The organism is Ruegeria arenilitoris (genome assembly GCF_013032445.1).
GTDB classification, from domain to species: domain Bacteria; phylum Pseudomonadota; class Alphaproteobacteria; order Rhodobacterales; family Rhodobacteraceae; genus Ruegeria; species Ruegeria arenilitoris_F.
In genome coordinates, this window is the sequence record NZ_WQCA01000003.1 from 172,472 (window position 1) to 194,561 (window position 22,090).

The window sequence follows — 22,090 nt, forward strand, 5'->3', positions numbered from 1 at the left end:
CCGCCTGTGTGAGGATTGTTTAAACGAAATGTAGTCCCGTTCCTATCGCGGCCATGATCGCCAATGTAGTTGCCATTCCAAATTTAAACCTAAAAATCAATAACCCAGCAAGCAAAGCTAGTAACAGGGCGGCTGGATTCAAGCTGGTCAGGTCGGGCCAGGGTAGTGTCACCGGTCCCCATGATGCTTCTGGGATTTTTTGAAACAGAACGTTCAGACTGAACCACACGGATAGATTGAGAATCACACCCACCACGGAAGCTGTAATCCCGTGCAGCGCGGCGGACAATCTGGGACGGGCAGCCAGTTGGTCCAGATACGGCGCCGCAAGGAAAATCCAGAGAAAACAAGGTACAAAGGTGGCCCATAAGGCAACTGCTCCGGCCGCGATTGCCAGAGAGGCGCCACCTGTCATCTGGCCAGTCAGCATGGCAACAAACTGGGTCACCAGAATCAATGGCCCCGGAGTCGTTTCCGCCAGACCCAGCGCGTCGATCATCTGATCCGTGCTGACCCAGTGATACTTGTCCACGACGGTCTGGGTCATATATGCCAGCACGGCATAAGCTCCGCCAAAAGTGACGACAGCGAGGCGGGCAAAGAACCAGCCCAGATCGCTCAGCAGCTTTTGCCCTGTAAGGGTCAGTGCCAGCAGCGGCCCCAACCAAATCAGCAGCCAGAAGGCAGCGGTGCGAAACGTACCTGTGACTTTGGGCGCAGGGGTTATGGCCTCCGCTCGTGGCTGACCGTCAAACGTTACGTACCCCCAAATCGCTGCGGCCAGAATGATCAGCGGAAAGGGTAGATTTAGCGCGAAGATGGCCAGAAACCCAAGTCCTGCGATGGCGCGATGCTGCGTATCGGTCAACGCCTTGCGCGACAAGTTCCGAAGCGCCTGCAGGACGATCACAATCACCGTCGCCTTCACCCCGAGAAACCCGGCCTGAACCAAGGGCAGATCGCCATAGGCGGCGTACAGACCTACCAGAATCGCGATAACGCAGGCTCCGGGCAGCACGAACAAGGCCCCGGCGATCAAACCGCCTGTTACTCCGCGCAGACGCCAGCCTGCGTAAGTAGCCAGTTGCATTGCCTCAGGACCCGGCAGCAACATGCACAGCGACAGAGCTCGCAGATAGGTCTGCTCATCCAGCCAGGGGCGGTTTTCGACCAGTTCCTGATGCATCAGCGAAATCTGCGCCGCCGGGCCTCCGAAGGAAAGCAATCCGATGCGGCCGAACACCCGGACGAGTTCCGCAGTCGAAGGAGTCATGATCTGCGGTCCGTTGGCCAGTCGTGGTGTTCCTCAAAACCGTCCCGAGCCCAACGATACAAAGCGTCATAAAGGTGCAGACCCGCCTCAAGGTTCTGGTGGTCCTCCCGGTATTGGCGCGAGAGGCCCACTGAAACCGCCAGCAAACCCGCCGCCTCGGGTGCAAGTTCATGACGATTGGTATCAGCGGCACGGACCACTGTGGCAAGCCGGTCGAGGGCAGGGGTTCGCAACTTAAACTCGTCCAGCATAGTGTCAAAGGTGCAGCAGTCGTTTCGGTGCGACCAAAATGTACCTTCGATATCGAACGGTGTCGCATCGAAGGCTTGAGCGGTGGCTTCAACCTCGGAAGGGGATACAAAAAGAAACTGCGCGTCGGGGGCTACGAAGCGGCGGATTAGCCACGGGCAGGCAATCCGGTCTATTTTTGGCCGGTGGCGGGTGACCCAGACGGATTGGCCATCATCTCGCATTGGCACGGCTTGGGCTGGTATCCGTGGGGCATCCACCATGTCGCGCCAGCCAAACATTCCGCCTTCCAGAAATTCGGCTTCACATCCTTTGCTGCGCAGCCAAGACACGACCCCCTGACTGAGCTTCTTACCCTTTTGGCAAATAATGACTGCTTTACGATTGCCTATAAACTGGGCAATACCGTCTATATCCATCGCGGCATGGCGTACAGAACCGGGGATCAGAAACGGATCGTCCTCAAAGTCCTGATCCAAGCAAATATCGACTAAGACCGGAGCCTGTGGCGTTCCGATCAGGCGCAGCAACTGTTTCGGTGTAATAGAGTTGGGCGCGGGCATGGCATGTCTCCTGATGCATACGGATACATGCGAAACTTGGGCTGGCGCCTCACGGGGCGTTCGCAATCTTACCCCATGGCTTCTGCTTACGATCAAGAGTCCTAGGGGTCAAGATTGCGTTGCCTGTGTCAGGCCCAGTCCAGCCTTTGCCCAGTCATACAGACAGGCAGGGTGTCCTGCGGGAACTGGCCCAGTTGTTCGAACAGCGAGATGAAGTCGAACTGGTTATACGCCTCGACCATGCGGCCATCTTTGATGCGCGCGATGACGCTGCCGGTGGCCTGCAACGGAGCCCCGTTATCCGCCCGGGTGGTACTGACATTCAAAATCCCGGACACCCAATCGCCGTCTTCGATAATTTTTGGAAGATCTACCTTTATGTCCCCCAGCACATGTCGAAAAGCCATAACCAGATCGCGGAAGTCATCCGCGCCGACCTGCATTTCGGGGATCAGCCCCTCGGCCATAGTATCGGGGGCAAAAAACTGGTCGATGGCATCAATGTTCCCGTTTTCCCAAACCTCGGCATACCAGTTTCTGAGTATATCTGCGTGTGACATCCCAGCTCTCCTTTTCCTATTGGGCTGAGAATGAAATGAAAGGGTGAAAAAACTCTGAACGTGTACAAGATCAGAGTTAAACCACAGACATTACAGGGAAAATGCAGGTTTCTGTTGCCAGGTACCTGCGAACCCCGCCTTACGCGGCTAGGCGTAAGGGCTTAAGTTTCGGTCTTGTTACTGCTTACGCAGCAACTGCAACCGGAGCACGATTGTCGTTTGCAATTGTACTAGTTTCGCCGATAACGGTGGCAGACAGCCGAGACAAAGCTAACCCCTTTAGACGTTCGTCGATCCTGTTTCGGCCCCATGATCCTCAAACGAAGGATTTTGGTGGAGCCGCCGGGTACCGCCCCCGGGTCCGATCCGCTTATTACGAGCGCGTTTATGTCCATAGTCCCGAAGGACATACCCTATATAGGTGAGCAGACGCGCGGATGCAAACCGGGATTTTCGAACGGCGGATATTGTAAAAACAATCTCTTAGGCGGCCCTGTTGAAGTTCGCCAGGATCAGCCACAGCGCCAGGGCCAGTTCGATTCCTCCAAACGTTACCGCCTTGACGATTGGGGGATTGTCCAGAACGACCGAGACAAACCGACCCAGCGCCGCGCCCGCGTAAACAACCCCAAGCATGGCGTAGGCCATCGGATTGTTAAGCCACAGCACGGCTGCACCGGTCACCACGAACAAACCGCCGACCGAGGCACGCATCTCGCTGAGGCCCATATTGCTGTCGGTCGGCGTCAGATCCAGCGATGCGGCGGTAAAAGCCGGAGCCAGGAAGCCAAACAGGCCAAAGCCTATCGTTAACAAGGCTGCGATTACATTCAGCGCTGTTACCATCATATCTCCGTCACGCAGGTTTGCGGTGTTGCTGGGCCACGTCCTGCGCCAGTTTACGTGTGTAGTTTTCTAGCTCAACCAGCGCGGCGTCAACTTTTGCCTCATCGCGGGCCTCCAACGCATCGGCAATCCGATTGTGCAGGCCAATTATCTCTTCGCGGGATCGGGCGGTAAACGTGATCATGTTCATCAGCGGCTGCATCGCCTCAACCGCCCCGGCTAGTTGATAGGACAGAACCGGGTTACTGGCCCCATCGACCAGAGCGCGGTGAAAGGCGACATCCGAAGAACAGAACGCCTCATCCGTCAGGCCAGGTTGAGCCTGCCGAAAAATCTCGGCCCGCATGGTAGCCAGTTGATCGGCAGTGCGGCGTTGCGCCGACAGCGGGGCACAGGCGCGTTCCAGCGCAAAGCGAGCCTCACAAGCCGTGTCGAAACTGATCTCATTCATCGACAGCAGCAGCGTGGACGTGGTGATTTGTTGCGAATAGGCATCCTCAAAGCTGATCCGGTTCACGAAGGCACCGCCACTGGCACCACGCTGGGTGCGGATCAGCGATTGCGCCGCAAGACGCTTGAGGGCCTCGCGCACCGTTGGGCGCGACACCTGGAAATGGTCGGACAGCTCGGCCTCGGACGGCAATCTTTCGTCCACGATCAACTCGCCCGATATGATAGCATCACGTATGGCCTGAGCGATCTGGGCCGATAAATCCGCTGGTTTCTGAGGGTCGATTTTCATGTTCCGGGGACCGTCGGTGAAATTTTTATTTGTCTGACATTTAAAAGTCTGACATTTGAAAAGCAAGGACTGAGTCGGGAGGGAAGCGTGAGTCGCGCAGTTCTACGCAGCGGATTGTGGCTGGGATTCTACATTCTGATCCTGTGGGCGTGGTGGATGATGTTCACCATGAGCCGCGATATGGATCTGGATTGGATCGGTCGGCCAGGCCCGATGGGGCAAGCGATGGCCGCGATGGACCCCCGCATGGACATGTATATGCCCATGGCCGAATTTGGGCCGCTGTTCTGGATGTGGGCAATCATGATGGCTGCAATGATGCTGCCGACGCTGGTACCGACTCTGCGCAGCTATGAGGACCTGATCCGCAGCGCCAATGGCACCCGAGCGGGTTGGATCGGTGTCTTGGCCGGGTACTTCATTGTCTGGGTTGGTTTTGCCGCTCTGATCACCGGCGTTCAGCTGGCTCTACTGTTCGGCGGCGTCGTCGACATGCTGGGCATTGCGAAATCCGGCTGGTTTGCCGGCGGCCTGATGATCGCAGTTGGCGCGTTTCAGTTCACCCGCGCGAAAGAGGTTTGCCACGGTGTCTGCCACGCCCCGATGACCTATTTCCTGGGCCATTGGAAAACCGGCTTCTCAGGCGGTTTGCGTATGGGGCTGGGGCTGGGTGCGTTCTGCGTCGGCTGCTGCTGGGGCTTCATGGCGCTCGGGTTCGTTGGTGGCGTTATGAGCCTGCTATGGATGGGTCTGGCGACACTGTTCATGGTTCTCGAGAAACTGCCTCAGATCGGTCACGCGATAACGCGGCCGATGGGGTTTGCATTGATCGCAGGGGGGCTTGCCCTGCTGGTCTATCCCTTTACTTACGGAGGATAAGTATATGGCTAAAAACAGGAAACCCGAAGCAGATAGGCTGCCGATCAGCCAGCGCATTGACAGCCGTATGCCCAATCCCAAGCGGAGAGAGATGAGTCCAACGGACTGGGCCATCAAGGGTGAGTTGATCCTGAATTGCTCATGCGACGTGTTCTGTCCGTGTGTTGTGTCGCTTGGGGCGCATCCTCCAACCGAGGGCCACTGCCACGCGTGGATGGGGGTTATCATCGACGAAGGTCATTATGAAGGCGAAGACCTGTCCGGTCTGAACGTGGGGCTATTGGTCGATATTCCGGGCCGCATGGGAGAGGGCCAGTGGAAAGTCGCGGCCTATGTGGACGAACGTGCCAGCGGCAAGGCCTATAACGGTCTGCTGCAAATCTTCAGTGGTCAGGCAGGTGGCACCACCGGGCTGTTCACCATGCTGGTGAGTGAGATCATCGGCGCCGAGCGGGCACCGGTGCAGATTGAGCGTGACTGCAACAAGCGTCGGATTGTAATTGGCCGCAAGATTCAGGGTGAGATTGAGATGCTGTCGGGAAAGGACCCTGAGCATCCGGTGATGGTGTCGAACTCGAAATACTGGATGGGTCCGGATATCATTGTCGCTCGCGGCACCAAGTCCAAAGTGCGTGACTATGGCCGCGTCTGGGATTTCGGTGGCAAGTCGGCTGAGATCTGCCCGATCGACTGGCATGGGCCAAAGTGATGATCACCGGGGTCTATGCCCAAGAAATGGCACGTTATAACCGATGGCAAAACAGTCAGTTATCGGGGTTTCTGCAAGCACTTGCACCCGAAGAACTAACCAAGGAGCGGGGCGCATTTTTTGGCTCAATCATGGGGACGGCGAACCATTTGTTGTGGGGCAACTGGATCTGGGTGTCGCGCTTTGACAACGGTGAAGGGCCGGGCGGAGGTATCCCCGAAAGTGTCTCGTTATGCGCCGATCTGGCCGATTGGGTGCCCCTGTGTGAAACCGTGGATGGCCGCATTTCTGACTGGGCCGAAACGCTGATGCACGCGCCGCTGACCGGTGACTTCACCTGGTTCTCAGCGGCAAAAGAGGCTGATGTTACATTGCCTTACGCGCAATGTGTGATCCACATGTTTAACCATCAGACCCACCATCGTGGACAGTTGCACCAGATGCTGACCGAAACCGGATCAGCTGCGCCTGTAAGCGATTTGGTTTTTATGCCTGAGGAGGCTTGAATGCCGCAGATTTCCCTATCCCGCCGGTTGCGTCGAACTCCGTTTTCCGAAGGGGTCGAAGCGGCCGGAGTCAAAGGATATACGGTGTATAACCGTATGTTGTTGCCGACAGTTTTCGAAAGTGTCGAAGCCGACTACCGCCACCTTAAATCCCATGTTCAGGTCTGGGATGTGTCTTGTGAAAGGCAGGTAGAACTGCGTGGGCCGGACGCCGCACGACTGATGCAGATGCTGACGCCGCGCGATTTGCGGGGGATGCTGCCGGGGCAGTGTTATTATGTGCCCATCGTTGATGAAACTGGTGGGATGCTCAATGATCCGGTCGCGGTGAAGCTTTCAGATGACCGCTGGTGGATTTCCATCGCCGACAGTGACTTGTTGCTGTGGGTCAAGGGTATCGCGAACGGGTATCGTCTGGACGTTCTGGTGGATGAACCGGACGTGTCTCCGCTGGCCGTACAGGGGCCGAAGGCGGATGAGTTGATGTCGCGTGTCTTTGGTGACCGTGTACGCGATATCCGGTTCTTTAAATTCGACATGTTCGAATTTCAGGGCCGCGATCTGGCGGTGGCGCGGTCGGGCTATTCCAAACAGGGTGGGTTCGAGATTTACGTCGAAGGCTCCGAAATCGGAATGCCGTTGTGGAATGCTCTGTTTGCCGCTGGCGAAGACCTGCAGGTACGGGCAGGCTGTCCCAACCTGATCGAACGGATCGAAGGCGGGTTGCTGTCCTATGGCAATGACATGACCGACGACAACACACCTCATGAATGCGGGTTGGGCAAGTTCTGCAATACCCATACGGCCATCGGCTGTATTGGCCGCGACGCCTTGCTGCGCGTAGCCAAGGAAGGTCCTGTCCAGCAACTCCGGCCGATCGCCATCGAGGGCGACGCCGTTCCGCCCTGTGACCGTCCTTGGCCGGTATTTGCCGATGGTAAACGGGTGGGGCAGGTGACCTCGGCCGCTTGGTCTCCGGATTTTGCAACCAACGTGTCGATAGGAATGCTGCGGTTGAGCCATTGGGACGCTGGGACAATTGTCGAGGTGGAAACGCCGGACGGTATGCGCCGTGCGACCGTACAGGAGAAGTTCTGGATTTGAGCGCGGCTGGGGGCACCGCCCCCGTCGCTGCGCGACTCCCCCAGGAAATTTTTAGTCAGGTGAAGACTGGGCCTGGTTTTGTAAAAAACGAAAGGAAATATGATGTTCAACGCATTGGTCATGGAAAAAGACGAGGAAAGCGGACTGGCCAGCCCGTTGGTTAAACAGCTTTCTTTGGGAGATTTGCCGCAGGGCGAAGTCACGGTGGCCGTCGATTATTCGACGGTGAACTATAAGGACGGATTGTGCACGTCGCCCAAAGGCGGCGGTCTGGTGCGTTCTTACCCGCATGTGCCGGGGATCGATTATGCCGGTACGGTCGAGGCTTCCTCGGATGATCGATACAAGCCGGGTGACAAGGTTGTTCTGACCGGCTGGCGCGTGGGTGAAGCCCATTGGGGCGGTTATTCGCAAAAGGCAAACGCCCGGGCCGATTGGCTGGTGCCACTGCCCGAAGGACTGACTGCGCGGCAGGCAATGGCCGTGGGCACGGCTGGTTTCACGGCGATGCTGGCGGTGATGGCGCTGGAAGATCATGGTATGAAGCCCGACCACGGCCCGGTTCTGGTGACCGGGGCCGCCGGCGGTGTCGGCTCGGTGGCAACCGCCATTCTGGCCAATCTGGGTTATGAAGTCTCAGCCGTCACTGGGCGCCCTGAAACAGGTGATTACCTGAAGTCTCTGGGGGCGACTACGATCGTTCCGCGTGAGGAACTGAACGAGACCACCAAGCGCCCGCTGGAAAGCGAGACCTGGGCCGGTTGTGTCGATGCAGTGGGTGGCGAGATGCTGGCGCGCGTGCTGGGTCAGATGAAATATGGCGCATCGGTTGCCGCGGTTGGCTTGGCCGGTGGTGCTGGCTTGCCTGCAACGGTGATTCCGTTCCTGCTGCGCGGAGTTAATCTGCTGGGTATCGACAGCGTCATGCAGCCGTACGACAACCGCGTTCGTGCCTGGCAGCGCATCGCTACGGACCTGCCCATGGACAAGCTTGAAGCGATGGTTCACCCCGCAACCCTGAATGATCTGCCGCAATTGGGCGCTGATATTCTGAAAGGCCAGGTAAAGGGCCGCGTCGTCGTTGATGTAAACGCCTGATCGGCAAGACTTACATCAAGACCGGTCGGCCCGCGCGCCGATCGGTCTTTTTTGTCTCTGAAACTCCCTGAAAATGCCGGAAACACCTCTGGTCATTGGCGCATTTCCGCATCATCATTGCTATACATCCCAACTGCGATGGCTTATGAGCCATGCAAACAGCACCTGAAGACGGGGAGTGAGCAGCATGTCTGACGATTTTGTACTGGATACCGATGATCTGAAACGGCGCATGGAAGGCGCAATGTCCAATCTCAGAACCGAATTCGCCTCGCTTCGGACCGGGCGTGCTTCGGCCTCGATGCTGGAACCGGTTATGGTCGATGCCTATGGCTCGATGACGCCGATCAACCAAGTCGGAACAGTTAACGTACCCGAGCCGCGCATGGTCACGGTTAATGTCTGGGACAAAGGGCTGGTCGGCAAGGTCGAAAAGGCCATCCGTGAAAGTGGTCTAGGGATCAACCCTCAGCTGAACGGTACCATCATCATGCTGCCGATTCCTGAACTCAACGAAGAACGTCGCCGTGAACTGGGCAAGGTTGCCGGTCAATATGCCGAGCATGCCCGTGTTTCGATCCGCAACGTTCGTCGCGACGGCATGGACCAGATCAAGAAGGCCAAGGCAGACGGTATGTCCGAAGACGATCAGAAGTTTTGGGAATCCGAGGTTCAGGACCTGACCGACGAGATGATCAAAAACGTTGATGCCGCGCTTGAGACCAAGCAGGCAGAGATCATGCAGGTCTGAGACCGGAATATGCTTAACGCCCCTCATACTGCGCCCGTCGCTGGGCCGCGCCACGTCGCCATTATTATGGACGGGAACGGTCGCTGGGCGCAGGCACGTGGACGGCCAAGGCTGTTCGGGCACCACGCCGGTGCGCGGCGCGTGCGCGAAGTGGTAGAGGCTTGTCCGGGTCTTGGGGTCAAATACCTGACGGTTTTTGCGTTTTCGACCGAGAACTGGAAACGCACGCAGGCCGAGGTTGCCGGTCTGATGAGCCTGTTTCGGCGCTATATCATTAAGGAAACCCGGACCCTGAAGAATAACGGGATTCGGGTTCGTTTCATTGGGGATCGAGTACGGCTTGATGCCAAGCTGACCGCGCTGATGGATACGCTGGAAAAGGAAACTAAGGATAACGATCTGGTTCATTTGACGGTTGCTCTGAACTATGGAGGCCGGGATGAGGTGGCAAGGGCCACAAAACGTCTCGCACGGGACGTGGCAGAGGGTCGCTTGCGCCCTGAAGATGTAGATGAAGAAACTCTACCTAAGTATCTGGATACACGAGTTCTTCCGGATCCGGATTTGGTTATCCGAACCAGTGGTGAGGCACGGATTTCAAACTTTCTTCTGTGGCAATCCGCTTATTCCGAGTATGAGTTTATTGACACTCTGTGGCCCGATTTCACCGCGACCGAGCTGGAACGGTTGTGCCGTAATTTCGGGTCCCGCGAACGACGTTTCGGGGCAATTCCGGTATGAGTGAGGGCCGATGGTCTGATCTGACCGCCCGGGTTCTGTCGGCTGCCGTGCTGGTCCTTGTCGGCTCGATCGAGGTCTGGCTGGGCGGGTTGTGGTTCGAGACCTTTATTGCAATCGCATGTGGCCTGATGACCTGGGAACTGGTTCGAATGATCGATCCGGACAAGACTGGGGCGGCGGTGCAACTTGGCATCCTGACCGGGGTTGCGGTTCTGCTCAGCTATCATTTGCCGCCGCTATACAAATTGCCCGTACTTATTGCTCCGGCCTTGGTTGGGGCGGGACAAGTCAGCCGGTCCAAGACAACCTATGCACTGTTTGCTATCTGGATCGCGGCTGCCGGGCTGGGGTTCATCTCGATCCGCGAAAATATGGGTTTCGGCTGGATGGTCTGGCTGATCTCGGTGGTGGTTGCTACGGATGTGGCCGGGTACTTTGTTGGCAAAACCTTCGGGGGCCCGAAGTTCTGGCCAAAGGTGAGTCCCAAGAAAACTTGGTCGGGCACGGCTGGCGGATGGGTTGCGGCGGCCATTGTTGGGGCCATTTTCGCACTACATGCCGGGTTCGGTTTCTTGTTCGTCGCGATCTCGGTGATGGCGTCGATGGCCAGCCAGGCTGGTGACATCGTAGAAAGCGCCACCAAGCGGAAGTTCGGGGTAAAGGATAGCTCGAACCTGATTCCAGGCCATGGTGGCTTTCTGGATCGGTTCGACGGCATGATGGGGGCGGCCTTGTTCGTTCTCATCGCTGGCCTGATCTATTCCCCCGGGGGCATGTGATGCGCAAAGTCTCGATTTTTGGTGCAACCGGCTCGATCGGGCAGAACACCATTGATCTGATCGACCGGAACCCGTCGGCTTATGACGTTGTTGCGCTGACCGGTGGGGCGAATATCGAAAAACTGGCCGAAGATGCGCGTCGTTTGAATGCCGATATAGCCGTGACCGCGCATGAGGATCGACTGGAGGATTTGCGCGCCGCGTTGTCCGGCAGCGGTGTTGAGGCCGCGGCGGGGCAGGTGGCCTTGACCGAGGCCGCGGCACGGCCCGCCGATTGGGTCATGTCTGCCATTGTCGGGGCTGCTGGATTGCCGCCGGGGCTTGAGGCGTTGAAACAGGGTGCGACGCTGGCGCTGGCCAACAAGGAAACGCTGGTCTGCGCCGGGGCGCTGGTTCTGGAAACTGCTCGAGCGCACAATGCGCGCCTTCTGCCAGTGGACAGCGAACATTCAGCGGTATTTCAGGCTCTAGTCGGTGAGGATATGGACGCCGTTGAGCGGATCATCCTCACCGCCAGCGGCGGCGCCTTCCGCGACTGGCCGCTGAGTGATCTGGCCAGTGCCACGGTCGAACAGGCCTCGAACCATCCGAATTGGAACATGGGGCAGCGGATCACCATCGACAGTGCCTCGATGTTCAACAAGGCGTTGGAGCTAATTGAAACCAAAGAGTTCTTTGGCGTTTCGACCGATCAGATTGAAGTGCTTGTTCATCCCGAATCCATCGTGCACTCGCTGGTCGGGTTCAACGACGGGGCAGTCATGGCGCATATGGGCGCGCCCGACATGCGCCACGCGATCGGCTATGCATTGCACTGGCCGGAACGGCGTGACCTGCCGGTCGAGCGCCTGAACCTCGCCAAGCTGGGACAGTTGCGCTTTCAGGAACCGGACGAGGCGCGCTATCCGGCCCTGCGCCTGGCCCGAAATGTGATGCAGCGGGGCGGCCTGTCAGGTGCCGTTTTCAACGCCGCCAAAGAGCGCGCGCTGGATCACTTTATCGCGCGTCGCGTCGGCTTTCTTGAGATGGCTGATATTGTTGAGGCCGTTCTGAACAGGTTTGAGGCGTCAGACGGCCTTCTTGATGCCCCATTAAACCTTGATAACGTGCTGCAAACGGACCATTTGGCACGTAAGTGGGCCGATGAGGCCGCCATCCAAACAGCAGGATAAAAACTTGGACCTAATCTCTCTGATCCCTCAATTCGGCAACCTGCTGTATACGATCTGTGCTTTTGTGATTGCGCTGTCCGTCATCGTCGCGGTGCATGAATACGGCCACTATATCGTTGGGCGTTGGTCGGGTATCCACGCCGAGGTGTTCTCGATTGGGTTTGGCCCGGTGCTGTGGAGCCGCGTCGACAAGCGCGGTACCCGCTGGCAGATCGCTGCATTGCCGTTTGGCGGGTACGTGAAGTTTTTGGGTGATGCCAACGCCGCGTCCGGCAAGGACGAAGAGGCAATGCAGGAAATCACCGAGCAAAGCCCGGAAGAACTGCGGCGCACTATGCATGGCGCGCCCCTGTGGGCGCGGGCGGCCACAGTTGCCGCTGGCCCGGTGTTCAACTTTGTGATGTCCATTCTGGTGTTTGGCCTGATCTTCTTTTCTCAGGGCGTGACCCGAGAGCCGTTGACTGTTGGCAAGCTGTACCCTCTGCCGGGGACGGAACAGCAACTGCAGGATGGTGATGAGATTGTGGCCATCGCAGGCGTTCCGGTGCCGAATTTCGATCAACAGGGCGCCTGGGCCGAATTCACCGGCGCATTGCCTGTTGAGCCAGAGCTGGATTACACGGTGATCCGCGAGGGGCAAACGATAGATGTATCAGGTCCTTGGCTGTTTCCACCACTGATCCAGCAAGTCACTCCACGCAGCGCCGCCATGGATATCGATCTGAAATCCGGCGATGTCATTACGGCGATCAATGGGGAACCGGTTTTTGCCTTTGAGCAACTCAAAGAACAAGTAGAGGGCTCGGATGGCAAGGTCTTGTTACTGGATGTCTGGCGCGATGGGGCTGAACTTGAATTTGCATTGGCTCCGCGCCGCACGGATGAGCCAAAACCCGAAGGTGGATTTATAACCCATTGGCGCATTGGGATTGTTGGAGGTATGGCGCTGGAGCCAGCAACGACGCCTGCAGGGGTGTTGGAATCCCTTTCTGGCGGAGTTCGACAGACTTGGCGCATCGTCGAGGGGTCGTTGTCCGGGATTTGGCACATGGTTACTGGCGCGATCAGCACCTGCAACATATCCGGACCCATTGGTATTGCCGAAACGTCGGGTGCAATGGCCAGCCAAGGGGCGCAAAACTTCATCTTTTTCATTGCGGTTCTTTCGACTGCCGTGGGTTTGCTGAACTTGTTTCCTATACCAGCGCTGGATGGCGGGCACTTGGTATTCTACGCGTATGAGGCAGTAACCGGAAAACCACCCAGCGATAAGGTTCTAGGTGTTTTGATGACGGTTGGGATATCTCTGATCCTTGGCTTGATGGTCTTTTCGGTGTCGAACGACCTGTTCTGCTAATTGTGGCAGTCACCGCAAGAAAGTGCCGCAATTACGCCCCATTTTGAACGTACGCTTTTGTGCAAAATTAGTCCTGTGTCAGAGGTTGTCATGTCGAAGGCCCTACGTAAATCTGCCGAAAGTGTTGGGTTTCTGTTCGTATTGAACTGGGACATGCTGCTGTTCTTTGGCGTTACCGCTGTTGCCTTGGGCGGTTGGGCATACCTCATCACCATGTGATTCTCAGCGCCAACTTTAGAAACCACGCGAGGCGGCCCTTGAGGCCGCTTTCTGTTTTGGTCTTTTGACAAGCATAAATATTCTCGCTACTCAGCAATAAAGTCTAAAAAATATCGGGTAGTGAAATATGACTGATAGGCGAGGCGCGGGTACATCCTGCGGGGGGCAGAAGCCGGAAAACAAGATTTTGTGGCGATCACTAACGTTTATTTTCCTTTTGTCATTGATGGGTTTGGTGCCTGTTCCGCAGACTGCATGGGCTCAGAATTTCGTCATCAACTCGTTTGACGTCGAAGGGAACCGGCGTATTGAAACCTCGACGATTATCGCGCGCACGGGCATTCAACCTGGCCAGTCCGTCACTGGTGGACAGTTGAATGATGCCTATCAGCGTTTGCTTGACAGTGGTGTTTTTGAGACAGTCGAGCTTACCCCACGTGGCAACACGCTGTTGATTGAGGTCGAGGAATACCCGACCATCAACCAGATCAGCATCGAAGGAAACAACCGCGTCAAAGACGACGTATTGCTTGAGGCGATCTCGTCGGAACCACGGCGTGTCTTCACTCCTCAGGTCGCCGAAGCGGATGCGGATTTGATCGCCGAGATTTATTCGGCGCAGGGGCGCGTGTCCGCGACGGTCATTCCCCGCATCATTCGCCGCAGTGACAATCGCGTCGACCTGGTTTTCGAAGTTGCCGAAGGCACCACGATCGAAGTTGAACGCGTCAGTTTTGTTGGCAATCGTGCATATTCCGACCGCCGTTTGCGCCGGGTTCTGGAAACCAAGCAAGCGAACGTCCTGCGGACTTTCCTCAGCGGTGATACCTTTATCGCTGACCGGATCGAATTCGATAAACAGGTTATCCGGGACTTTTACCTGTCGCGCGGTTATGTAGATTTCCGCATCAACAGCGCGAATGTGGAATTCACCCGCGAACGTGACGCCTTTTTCCTCGTGATGAACATTACCGAGGGCCAGAAATTCTCATTCGGGCAAATCAGCACGGTCAGCGAAATTCCGGGTGTAGACCCGGCTCCGTATCAGGCTGCGTTGAAAATCAAGCCGGGTGTAACCTATTCGCCGTCTCTGGTCGAAAACTCGATTGCACGGATGGAGCGTCTGGGGATCAAGCAGGGTGTCGATTTCCTGCGGGTTGAACCCCGCGTAACCCGGGACGCGCGTAACCTGAGGCTGAATATTCAGTTTGTTCTTACCCGCGGGCCGCGCATTTTTGTTGAGCGGATCGACATCGAAGGAAACACCACAACGCTGGACCGCGTGATCCGCCGGCAATTCGATACAGTTGAAGGCGATCCCTTCAACCCGCGAGAAATCCGTCAGGCCGCTGAACGTATTCGCGCACTGGGATTCTTTGCAACCGCTGATGTCGAGCCTCGCGAAGGGTCTTCGCCCAGTCAGGTGATTGTAGACGTCGACGTTGAAGAGCAACCAACCGGCTCGCTGAGCCTCGGCGGTAGCTACTCGGTCGCTGACGGCTTTGGCGTTGCGATCGGACTGCGCGAGACCAACTTCCTTGGGCGCGGACAGACTGTTGGTCTTACCTTGTCGACTGCGCAGGATTCAGAGCAATACACGCTGAATTTTACCGAGCCTTATCTTCTGGGACGTAGACTGCGCTTCGACGTGGGACTTGGCCTTGCGACGACTAACTCGAGCTTTGCGAGCTACGATACTGAAACTCTGTTTTTCCGACCCCAGCTAAGCTACGCCATTGGCGAACTATCTTCGCTTCGGTTGCGCTATGGCTGGGAAAACAGCGAGATGACCCAACAGGATAACGAGGACAACGGTGCAGTTATTTCCTCGGAAATCGATCAGGGTGAACGTTCAACCAGCTCTTTGGGTGTGTCTTACATATACGACAGCCGACTGGGGGGTCTGAATCCAAATGCAGGCGTCCTGTTTGAAGCCGGTTTCGATGCAGCGGGACTGGGCGGAGACAATGAGTTCTACAAAACGTCGGCCCGTGGCATAGCTCAGACACGTGTCTGGAATGAAGAGGTTGTGTTGCGTGCAAGCATAGAAGCGGGCGCTCTGCATTGGCGCGGTAACGATTTCAGCCGTACCATTGATCGCTTTGTCTTGGGTCCCAGTATTTTCCGCGGTTTTGAACCTGCTGGTATTGGTCCGCGTGACCTGTCGAATGATCAGGATGATGCGATCGGGGGCAACTACTATTGGGTAGCGCGTCTGGAATCGGATTTCCCACTTGGCCTTCCTGAGGAATTTGGCCTACGAGGGGGCGTGTTCTATGACTTTGGCAACCTCTACAACCTTAATGATGTGAACACCGCCGGCGCAGACATCGTGGGTGCCGATGGATCGATCCGTCACGTGCTCGGCGTATCGGTTCTTTGGGAAACACCGTTCGGTCCTTTGCGCTTTAACTTCTCGAAAGCGTTGAAAAAAGAAGACTTCGACAAGGAACAGAGCTTTGACCTGACAGTCCAGGCCCGGTTCTGATCCCGAATGTTGACGCGTATTTTAAACAAACTTCAGGGCCCTACCAGGGCCCTGAGTGTTTTTCTGACTATCGTCTTTGTGACACCGGCCATAGCCCAACAACTAGGTGTGCCACAAAGTGGCGTCGTTACCCTGTCCAGCGAGCGGTTGTTTTCAGACTCCGCCTTTGGTCAGCGCGTCTTGCGCGAGATTGAAGCCGAAGGTGTATTGCTGGGTCAGGAAAACGAACGAATTGTGGCCGAGTTGAGCCAGGAAGAGAAAAATCTGACGAACAAACGCGCCACTATGACAACGGATGAGTTCCGCCCGTTGGCAGATGCTTTCGACAAGAAGGTCCAGTCACACCGCGAAGGTCAGCGCGCAAAACTTGACGCCCTTGCGCGCCGCAGCGAAGAAGCACGCCAAACGTTCTTTGAGTTGGTGCAACCGGTTTTGATTGACCTGTTACGCGACTCCGGCGCTTCGATCATCATAGAGAGGTCCAGCGTTTTCCTCAGCTCGGACCGCACAGACATTACCGATGCGGCCATTGCCCGGATCGACGCGGTGATCGGCGATGGCAGCTCTATCGAAAACGAGGCCAGCGAATAGGTTTGCTTGCCCTTAAGGCGCGGTATTGCTACCACGCCAAAAAATGAAATTCAGAACGGGACGAATTCTCCATGAGCACGGAAACAAAAAGCGCCGATATTCAGCTGATCCAAAGGATCCTGCCGCATCGCTATCCGTTTCTGCTGGTCGACAAGGTAGTTGATATCTCGGGCTATCAGTCGGCTGTTGGCATCAAGAACGTCACTATGAACGAGCCGCATTTTCAGGGACATTTCCCCGGTACACCGATCATGCCTGGCGTGACCATTGTCGAAGCGATGGCACAAACTGCGGGCGTGATGCTGGGCGTGGGTATGGACGTGATAGACAGCGAGCTGCTGATCTATTTCATGAACATCGACAAATGCAAATTCCGCCGCAAGGTGATCCCGGGTGACGTGCTAGAGATGCATGTTGAAACCGTTCGCGGCAAGAAGGGCGGCAAGATCTTCAAGTTCAGCGGCAAGGCCACCGTCGAAGGTGAGGTCGCAGCCGAGGCCGAATTCTCGGCCTATGTCGATTGGGATATGGAAAAAACAACATGAGCGGCATCCACCCAAGCGCAATTGTTGAAAACGGTGCTAAGATCGGTGAAGGATGCATCATCGGACCGTTTTGTTACGTGGGCGCTCAGGTTCGCTTAGGGGATCGGGTTGAACTGAAATCGCATGTTGTTGTTACCGGCGACACCTTGATTGACGATGAAACCGTCATCTTTAATTTTTCGGTGATCGGAGAAATACCACAAGATTTGAAGTTCGGCGGCGAAGATACTCGTCTTGAGATTGGAAAGCGCAACCGTATTCGGGAACACGTGACAGTGAATACCGGAACTGAAGGTGGCGGCGGTGTGACCCGGATCGGTGACGATTGCCTGCTGATGGCCGGTGTGCATGTGGCGCATGACGTTCAGATCGGTAACCGCGTTATCATGGTAAATCACGCCGGTGCGGCAGGTCATTGTGTCATCGAAGACGATGTGATCGTGGGTGGGATTTCCGGTCTGCACCAATGGGTACGTGTCGGTCGCGGCGCGATCATTGGCGCACTGACCATGGTTCCGAATGATGTCATCCCCTATGGCCTTGTGCAGGCCCCGCGTGGCGAATTGGACGGTCTGAATTTGGTTGGCCTGAAGCGCAAGGGTGTTTCTCGAGAAGATATCTCAGCATTGCGCGCTGCGTTCCGCGAGTTATCGACTGGAGAGGGTACGTTCATGGAGCGGGCGCACCGAGTTGGTGTGGACAACGAAAGCGAATACGTGCAACGGATCGTTGATTTTGTCACTGGACAATCGGACCGATCCTTCCTGACACCGAGGAAGTAACCCATGCTGGCGCTGATTGCTGGAACGGGCGCGTTACCGGAAGAGGTGGTCAATTGCCTCGTCGAACGCCCCGTTGTCTGCGCGATGGAGGGTTTCACTCCTGACACGTTGACTGCCGATATAGTGTTTCCGCTTGAGCAGCTTGGCAGCTTCATCGCGGATTTGAAAACGCGTGGTGTGACTGAGATCTGCTTGGCAGGTGCGGTTCGGCGACCTGTCATTGACCCGTCGCGAATTGACGCGGCTACGATGCCACTGGTGCCGGTGCTGCAACAAGCGTTGATGTCTGGGGATGATGGGGCCCTGCGCGCTGTAATCAGCATCTTCGAGGACTCCGGCTTGGTCGTTCGCGCAGCGCATGAAATAGCCCCGGGCTTACTTCCGCAGCTTGGTTGCCTGACCGAGGCGCAACCCTCGGAGGCCGATTTGGCCGACGCCGACCGGGCCGCGGGAATTCTGCGGGCCATGGGCGCGGCGGATATCGGTCAGGCTTGCGCGATCTCTAAGGGGCAAGCGCTGGCTGTAGAGAGCATTTTTGGTACCGATTGGATGCTGCAGTCCTTGACCCAACGCCCTGATGCGGGCGGAGGGGTGCTGTTCAAAGCTCCGAAACCGGATCAGGACCGTCGGGCCGATCTGCCTACGATTGGTCCAGACACCGTATCGGGCGCTGTGGCTGCTGGCCTGGCGGGTATCTTCATAGAAAAGGGCGGCGTCATCGTCTTGCAGCAAGAGCAAGTCGTTGAGGAATGCAACCGACTTGGACTGTTCCTTTACGTACGCGAACGGGCCAGCTGATGCGGGTGTTTCTGGTCGCCGGTGAACCTTCGGGCGACCGTTTGGGTGGTGCTTTGATGGAAGGGTTGCGCAGCCTAGTTCCCGACGTGCAGTTCGACGGGGTAGGCGGCCCGTTGATGCAGGCGCAAGGGCTTGAAAGCCGCTTTCCTATGGCCGAGCTTTCAGTGATGGGGCTGGTTGAGGTTCTGCCTAAATTCTTCCACCTCAAACGCCGGATCGCTGAAACTGCACAGGCCGTCCTTGACACGCGACCGGATGTGCTGATCACCATCGACAGCCCCGACTTCTCGCTGCGCGTAGCCAAGATTGTAAAAGCGCAGAGCGATATTCGGACCGTGCATTATGTGGCCCCCAGCGTCTGGGCGTGGCGTCCGGGCCGGGCCGACAAGATGGCCAAAGTCATCGATCACGTCCTTGCGCTACTGCCCTTCGAGCCGCCTTATATGGAGCGCGCGGGCATGGAATGCGATTTCGTTGGTCATCCAGTTGCCAATGAACCGGTGGCTACGCAGGACGAAATTCAGGAATTCCGGACGGCCTATAATCTTGGCGATGCACCGTTTGTTCTGGCGCTGCCAGGATCGCGTGGCGGGGAAATCGAGCGTCTGGCACCGGTTTTCGGCAAGGCATTACAGTTTTATCTGCAAGATCGGCCGGACGTTAGGGTCGTAGTGCCCGCCGTTGCTCATATGGTGGAAACAGTCTCCGAACATGTGAAATCCTGGCCCGGAGACCCGGTGGTTGTCGACCCGCGCAACATACCCTCCGATCAAGCGGTCGCCCAAAAACGAGCTGCCTTTGCGGCGGCTGAGCTTGCATTGGCTGCTTCGGGAACTGTTTCACTGGAACTGGCCGCGCAAGCCACGCCAATGGTGATTGCCTATAATCTGAACTGGCTCACCACCCTTATCGCCAAGCGTATGGTCAAGCTCGACACCGTTACTCTCGTTAATCTGGTGTCCGACACCCGTACCGTACCCGAATGCCTGCTGGACGACTGCCAACCCGAAAGCATTTCAACCGCTTTGAGACAGGTCTCGGACGCGCCGGGTGCGCAACATGAGGCGATGGCAACAACGATGGAGCGGCTTGGACGTGGCGGAGAAGCCCCCGGCCTCCGGGCAGCCAAAGCGGTTCTTTCCCGGATGAACGCGTGATGTTGGATTTTGTGCTCTTTGGTCTATCGGCCTTTATGGCTCAGGTTTTGACCAATCTCGACAACCTTGCGGCGCTTTTGGCGCTGACGCTGGTGTCCGGGGCAAAGCGCTCGGTTTTTGGGTTTTTGGCGGCGCAGGCAATCGTAATCGGAGCCGCACTTTTGCTGGCTTTGGGGGTCGAAGATGTGGTGCCGCACTGGGCCGGGTATCTGGGGGTTATCCCACTGAGCCTTGGTATTCTGGCTTTGATCCGCCGGAAGCGCGGTAAGGAAACAATGACGAACCCCAATTTGGAAACAGGCGCTTCTGTCATCATGGTCACGTTGCTGTTCATCAGCCTGTCGATGGACACTTTCGCCGTCCTTGCGCCGTTGCTGGCGGACTCGGCACCGAGTTTCCGAACCGCGGGTGTGATCGGGGCCGCTCTTGCTGCCGTCAGTCTGGCTGCGATCGCTATGCTTGGATCAATAGCACCATTCATGAGCGGTGCTTTGGCCCGCCGGTTAGAGAGCCTTGTGCCCTACGTGATGATCTGTGCCGGTCTGTATATTCTCAGCAACTCGTGGACTGACGCGGTTTAATAACCGCGCCAAATCCAGCCGCCGCCAAAGATGCGGCTGCCTTCCGAGGCATAGAACACGCAGGCCTGACCCGGGGAAACGCCTTCTTCTGGCGTCAACAGTTCGACCTCGGCGGTGGTGTCGGACAGGGGGCGTATGATCGCTTCACGCGGGGGGCGGGTTGAGCGGACCTTGACCGAAACGTGCCATTCATCTCGTGAGGTGAAGGGCTCATCCCCCAGCCAGTTGATCTCGCGTGCGGGAATGGTGCGTGTGGCCAACATTTCTTTGGGGCCGACAACCACCTGCTTTTTGTCGACGTCCAGCTTGACCACATATAGCGGCTCGCTGAGGCCACCGATCCCAAGCCCGCGGCGCTGACCAATTGTGTAATGGATGACGCCGTTGTGTTGGGCCAGTACGCGGCCGTCTGCGTGCACAATCTCACCCGGTTCCGCCGCACCGGGGCGAAGTTTCTCAATCACGCTGGCATAGTTGCCATCAGGCACGAAACAGATGTCCTGGCTGTCAGGCTTGTCTGCCACGGCCAACCCGTATTGCGCTGCCATCTCACGAGTTGCGTCTTTTGAGGGCAGGTGGCCCAGCGGGAAGCGCAGGAAATCCAGCTGTTCAGGCGTGGTCGAGAACAGGAAGTATGACTGATCCCGGTTCGCATCCTCGGCGCTGTGCAGTTCCGGCCCGTTCGGCCCCATCTTGCGCTGGATATAGTGACCGGTTGCCATGCAGTCGGCCTCAAGATCCTTGGCGGTTTCCAACAAATCCTTGAACTTCACCCGTTCGTTGCAGCGGATGCAAGGCACCGGAGTCGCACCCGCCAGATAGCTGTCAGCGAATTCGTCGATTACTGCATCCTTAAAGATGTTCTCGTAATCCAGAACGTAATGCGGAAACCCGCGTTCCTCGGCTACGCGCCGCGCGTCGTGAATGTCGATCCCCGCACAACAGGCGCCTTTCTTGGCCAGCGCCGCGCCATGGTCGTACAACTGCAATGTGACGCCCACCACGTCATAGCCCTGATCGGCCAGATGGGCGGCCACGACGGAACTGTCCACGCCACCCGACATGGCAACAACCACCCGCGTTTCCGACGGGGGTTTGGCAAAGCCAAGCGAGTTCAGCGGTGTCTCGGTATCGAGTGCCATGACGATTCCAGTGCGGGTTAAGAAAGACCGGCAGAATATAGGAAAATTCTACACACTCTCAAGGGGCGGTTTCACTCTGCATTAAGTAGGCTGGTGGCAGCTTTGTCGCAGCACGAAGAGGACCGAGAGATGTATTTGCACAAAGTAGAAGGACCAAGGTCCGTAACCCTGCCAGATGGAACGGTTTTATCACGCGCCGATCTGCCACCCGAGGACACGACCCGCTGGGTTGCCTCGCGCAAAGCGATTGTGGTTCGGGGCGTGGTTTACGGGCTCATCACACTGTCGGATGCCAAAAAGCGTTATGGGCTGAGTGATGAGGAGTTCAATGCGTGGGTTTCTGCGGTTGCGGAACATGGAACGGACGCTCTGAAAGTCACCGCGCTAAAAAAATATCGACAACCTATAGGCGAAAGTGAATAAATGATTCAACGGTAACGTCAGATTAACCATTTTTG

Annotated in this window: 25 protein-coding genes and 1 other RNA gene; 19 read left to right on the plus strand and 7 right to left on the minus strand. The window is 56.8% G+C overall.

Features of this window, described 5'->3' with window-relative positions; genetic code table 11:
• Nucleotides 1-19: 19 nt before the first annotated feature.
• From chrA to GOW98_RS05305, 6 genes are all read right to left on the minus strand, one after another.
• Nucleotides 20-1,273, minus strand: coding sequence for a chromate efflux transporter (chrA, locus tag GOW98_RS05280; RefSeq protein ID WP_170330021.1), 1,254 nt, complete (start codon nt 1,271-1,273; stop codon nt 20-22).
• Nucleotides 1,270-2,085, minus strand: a complete 816-nt coding sequence (locus tag GOW98_RS05285; RefSeq protein WP_170330022.1) for a chromate resistance protein ChrB domain-containing protein — start codon at nt 2,083-2,085, stop codon at nt 1,270-1,272. Before GOW98_RS05285 ends, chrA begins: the two co-directional genes overlap by 4 nt.
• A 128-nt stretch (nt 2,086-2,213) precedes the next feature.
• Complete coding sequence (locus tag GOW98_RS05290; RefSeq protein WP_170330023.1) at nt 2,214-2,645, minus strand: ester cyclase; 432 nt, start codon at nt 2,643-2,645, stop codon at nt 2,214-2,216.
• A 100-nt stretch (nt 2,646-2,745) separates the two neighbouring features.
• Nucleotides 2,746-3,092: a transfer-messenger RNA gene (gene ssrA, locus GOW98_RS05295) on the minus strand.
• A gap of 36 nt (nt 3,093-3,128) precedes the next feature.
• Entirely contained in the window at nt 3,129-3,491 is a 363-nt protein-coding gene (locus tag GOW98_RS05300; RefSeq protein WP_170330024.1) for a DUF4345 family protein, read from the minus strand.
• Between the two features lie 10 nt (nt 3,492-3,501).
• A complete protein-coding gene (locus GOW98_RS05305; protein ID WP_170330025.1) occupies nt 3,502-4,233 on the minus strand; it encodes a FadR/GntR family transcriptional regulator in 732 nt (243 codons plus the stop codon).
• An 87-nt stretch (nt 4,234-4,320) separates the two neighbouring features.
• On the opposite strand from GOW98_RS05305, the gene GOW98_RS05310 reads away from it, so the two are divergent.
• From GOW98_RS05310 to GOW98_RS05390, 18 genes are all read left to right on the plus strand, one after another.
• Nucleotides 4,321-5,112, plus strand: a complete 792-nt coding sequence (locus GOW98_RS05310) for a DUF2182 domain-containing protein (protein WP_170330026.1) — start codon at nt 4,321-4,323, stop codon at nt 5,110-5,112.
• Between the two features lie 4 nt (nt 5,113-5,116).
• Nucleotides 5,117-5,821: a DUF1326 domain-containing protein gene (locus tag GOW98_RS05315; protein WP_170330027.1), complete on the plus strand. Its 705-nt coding sequence runs from the start codon at nt 5,117-5,119 to the stop codon at nt 5,819-5,821.
• Nucleotides 5,821-6,327: a DinB family protein gene (locus GOW98_RS05320; protein WP_170330028.1), complete on the plus strand. Its 507-nt coding sequence runs from the start codon at nt 5,821-5,823 to the stop codon at nt 6,325-6,327. Before GOW98_RS05315 ends, GOW98_RS05320 begins: the two co-directional genes overlap by 1 nt.
• Complete coding sequence (locus tag GOW98_RS05325) at nt 6,328-7,431, plus strand: dimethylsulfoniopropionate demethylase (protein ID WP_170330029.1); 1,104 nt, start codon at nt 6,328-6,330, stop codon at nt 7,429-7,431. It abuts the gene before it with no gap.
• Nucleotides 7,432-7,533: 102 nt separating this feature from the next.
• On the plus strand, nt 7,534-8,529 hold the full coding sequence (gene acuI / locus GOW98_RS05330) for an acryloyl-CoA reductase (protein WP_170330030.1): 996 nt from the start codon (nt 7,534-7,536) through the stop codon (nt 8,527-8,529).
• A 187-nt stretch (nt 8,530-8,716) separates the two neighbouring features.
• Nucleotides 8,717-9,280 (plus strand): ribosome recycling factor, encoded by a 564-nt coding sequence (gene frr / locus GOW98_RS05335; RefSeq protein WP_170330031.1) that lies wholly within the window; start codon nt 8,717-8,719, stop codon nt 9,278-9,280.
• A gap of 9 nt (nt 9,281-9,289) precedes the next feature.
• Nucleotides 9,290-10,021, plus strand: coding sequence for an isoprenyl transferase (locus tag GOW98_RS05340; protein ID WP_170330032.1), 732 nt, complete (start codon nt 9,290-9,292; stop codon nt 10,019-10,021).
• Nucleotides 10,018-10,800, plus strand: a complete 783-nt coding sequence (locus GOW98_RS05345) for a phosphatidate cytidylyltransferase (RefSeq protein ID WP_170330033.1) — start codon at nt 10,018-10,020, stop codon at nt 10,798-10,800. The genes GOW98_RS05340 and GOW98_RS05345 overlap by 4 nt, the downstream gene beginning before the upstream one ends.
• The gene (dxr, locus tag GOW98_RS05350; protein WP_170330034.1) at nt 10,800-11,972 is read left to right on the plus strand and encodes a 1-deoxy-D-xylulose-5-phosphate reductoisomerase; all 1,173 of its coding nucleotides are present in this window, start codon (nt 10,800-10,802) and stop codon (nt 11,970-11,972) included. Before GOW98_RS05345 ends, dxr begins: the two co-directional genes overlap by 1 nt.
• 4 nt (nt 11,973-11,976) lie before the next feature.
• On the plus strand, nt 11,977-13,329 hold the full coding sequence (rseP, locus tag GOW98_RS05355; RefSeq protein ID WP_170330035.1) for an RIP metalloprotease RseP: 1,353 nt from the start codon (nt 11,977-11,979) through the stop codon (nt 13,327-13,329).
• Nucleotides 13,330-13,419: 90 nt separating this feature from the next.
• On the plus strand, nt 13,420-13,548 hold the full coding sequence (locus tag GOW98_RS26010; protein ID WP_302479247.1) for a hypothetical protein: 129 nt from the start codon (nt 13,420-13,422) through the stop codon (nt 13,546-13,548).
• 127 nt (nt 13,549-13,675) lie between these two features.
• A complete protein-coding gene (gene bamA, locus GOW98_RS05360; protein WP_170330036.1) occupies nt 13,676-16,036 on the plus strand; it encodes an outer membrane protein assembly factor BamA in 2,361 nt (786 codons plus the stop codon).
• Between the two features lie 6 nt (nt 16,037-16,042).
• Nucleotides 16,043-16,627, plus strand: a complete 585-nt coding sequence (locus GOW98_RS05365; protein WP_170330037.1) for an OmpH family outer membrane protein — start codon at nt 16,043-16,045, stop codon at nt 16,625-16,627.
• 71 nt (nt 16,628-16,698) lie between these two features.
• On the plus strand, nt 16,699-17,172 hold the full coding sequence (gene fabZ / locus GOW98_RS05370) for a 3-hydroxyacyl-ACP dehydratase FabZ (RefSeq protein ID WP_170324861.1): 474 nt from the start codon (nt 16,699-16,701) through the stop codon (nt 17,170-17,172).
• On the plus strand, nt 17,169-17,954 hold the full coding sequence (lpxA, locus tag GOW98_RS05375) for an acyl-ACP--UDP-N-acetylglucosamine O-acyltransferase (protein ID WP_170330038.1): 786 nt from the start codon (nt 17,169-17,171) through the stop codon (nt 17,952-17,954). Before fabZ ends, lpxA begins: the two co-directional genes overlap by 4 nt.
• 3 nt (nt 17,955-17,957) lie before the next feature.
• Nucleotides 17,958-18,752, plus strand: coding sequence for an LpxI family protein (locus tag GOW98_RS05380; RefSeq protein ID WP_170330039.1), 795 nt, complete (start codon nt 17,958-17,960; stop codon nt 18,750-18,752).
• Entirely contained in the window at nt 18,704-19,909 is a 1,206-nt protein-coding gene (gene lpxB / locus GOW98_RS05385; protein ID WP_254437907.1) for a lipid-A-disaccharide synthase, read from the plus strand. Before GOW98_RS05380 ends, lpxB begins: the two co-directional genes overlap by 49 nt.
• Nucleotides 19,909-20,490, plus strand: coding sequence for a cadmium resistance transporter (locus GOW98_RS05390; RefSeq protein ID WP_170330040.1), 582 nt, complete (start codon nt 19,909-19,911; stop codon nt 20,488-20,490). The genes lpxB and GOW98_RS05390 overlap by 1 nt, the downstream gene beginning before the upstream one ends.
• On the opposite strand, the gene mnmA is transcribed toward GOW98_RS05390, so the two are convergent.
• Complete coding sequence (gene mnmA / locus GOW98_RS05395) at nt 20,487-21,632, minus strand: tRNA 2-thiouridine(34) synthase MnmA (protein WP_170330041.1); 1,146 nt, start codon at nt 21,630-21,632, stop codon at nt 20,487-20,489. The genes GOW98_RS05390 and mnmA overlap by 4 nt on opposite strands.
• A gap of 129 nt (nt 21,633-21,761) precedes the next feature.
• Here mnmA and sciP point away from each other — a divergent pair, with 129 nt between their 5' ends.
• The gene (gene sciP / locus GOW98_RS05400; RefSeq protein WP_170330042.1) at nt 21,762-22,055 is read left to right on the plus strand and encodes a CtrA inhibitor SciP; all 294 of its coding nucleotides are present in this window, start codon (nt 21,762-21,764) and stop codon (nt 22,053-22,055) included.
• Nucleotides 22,056-22,090: the final 35 nt, after the last annotated feature.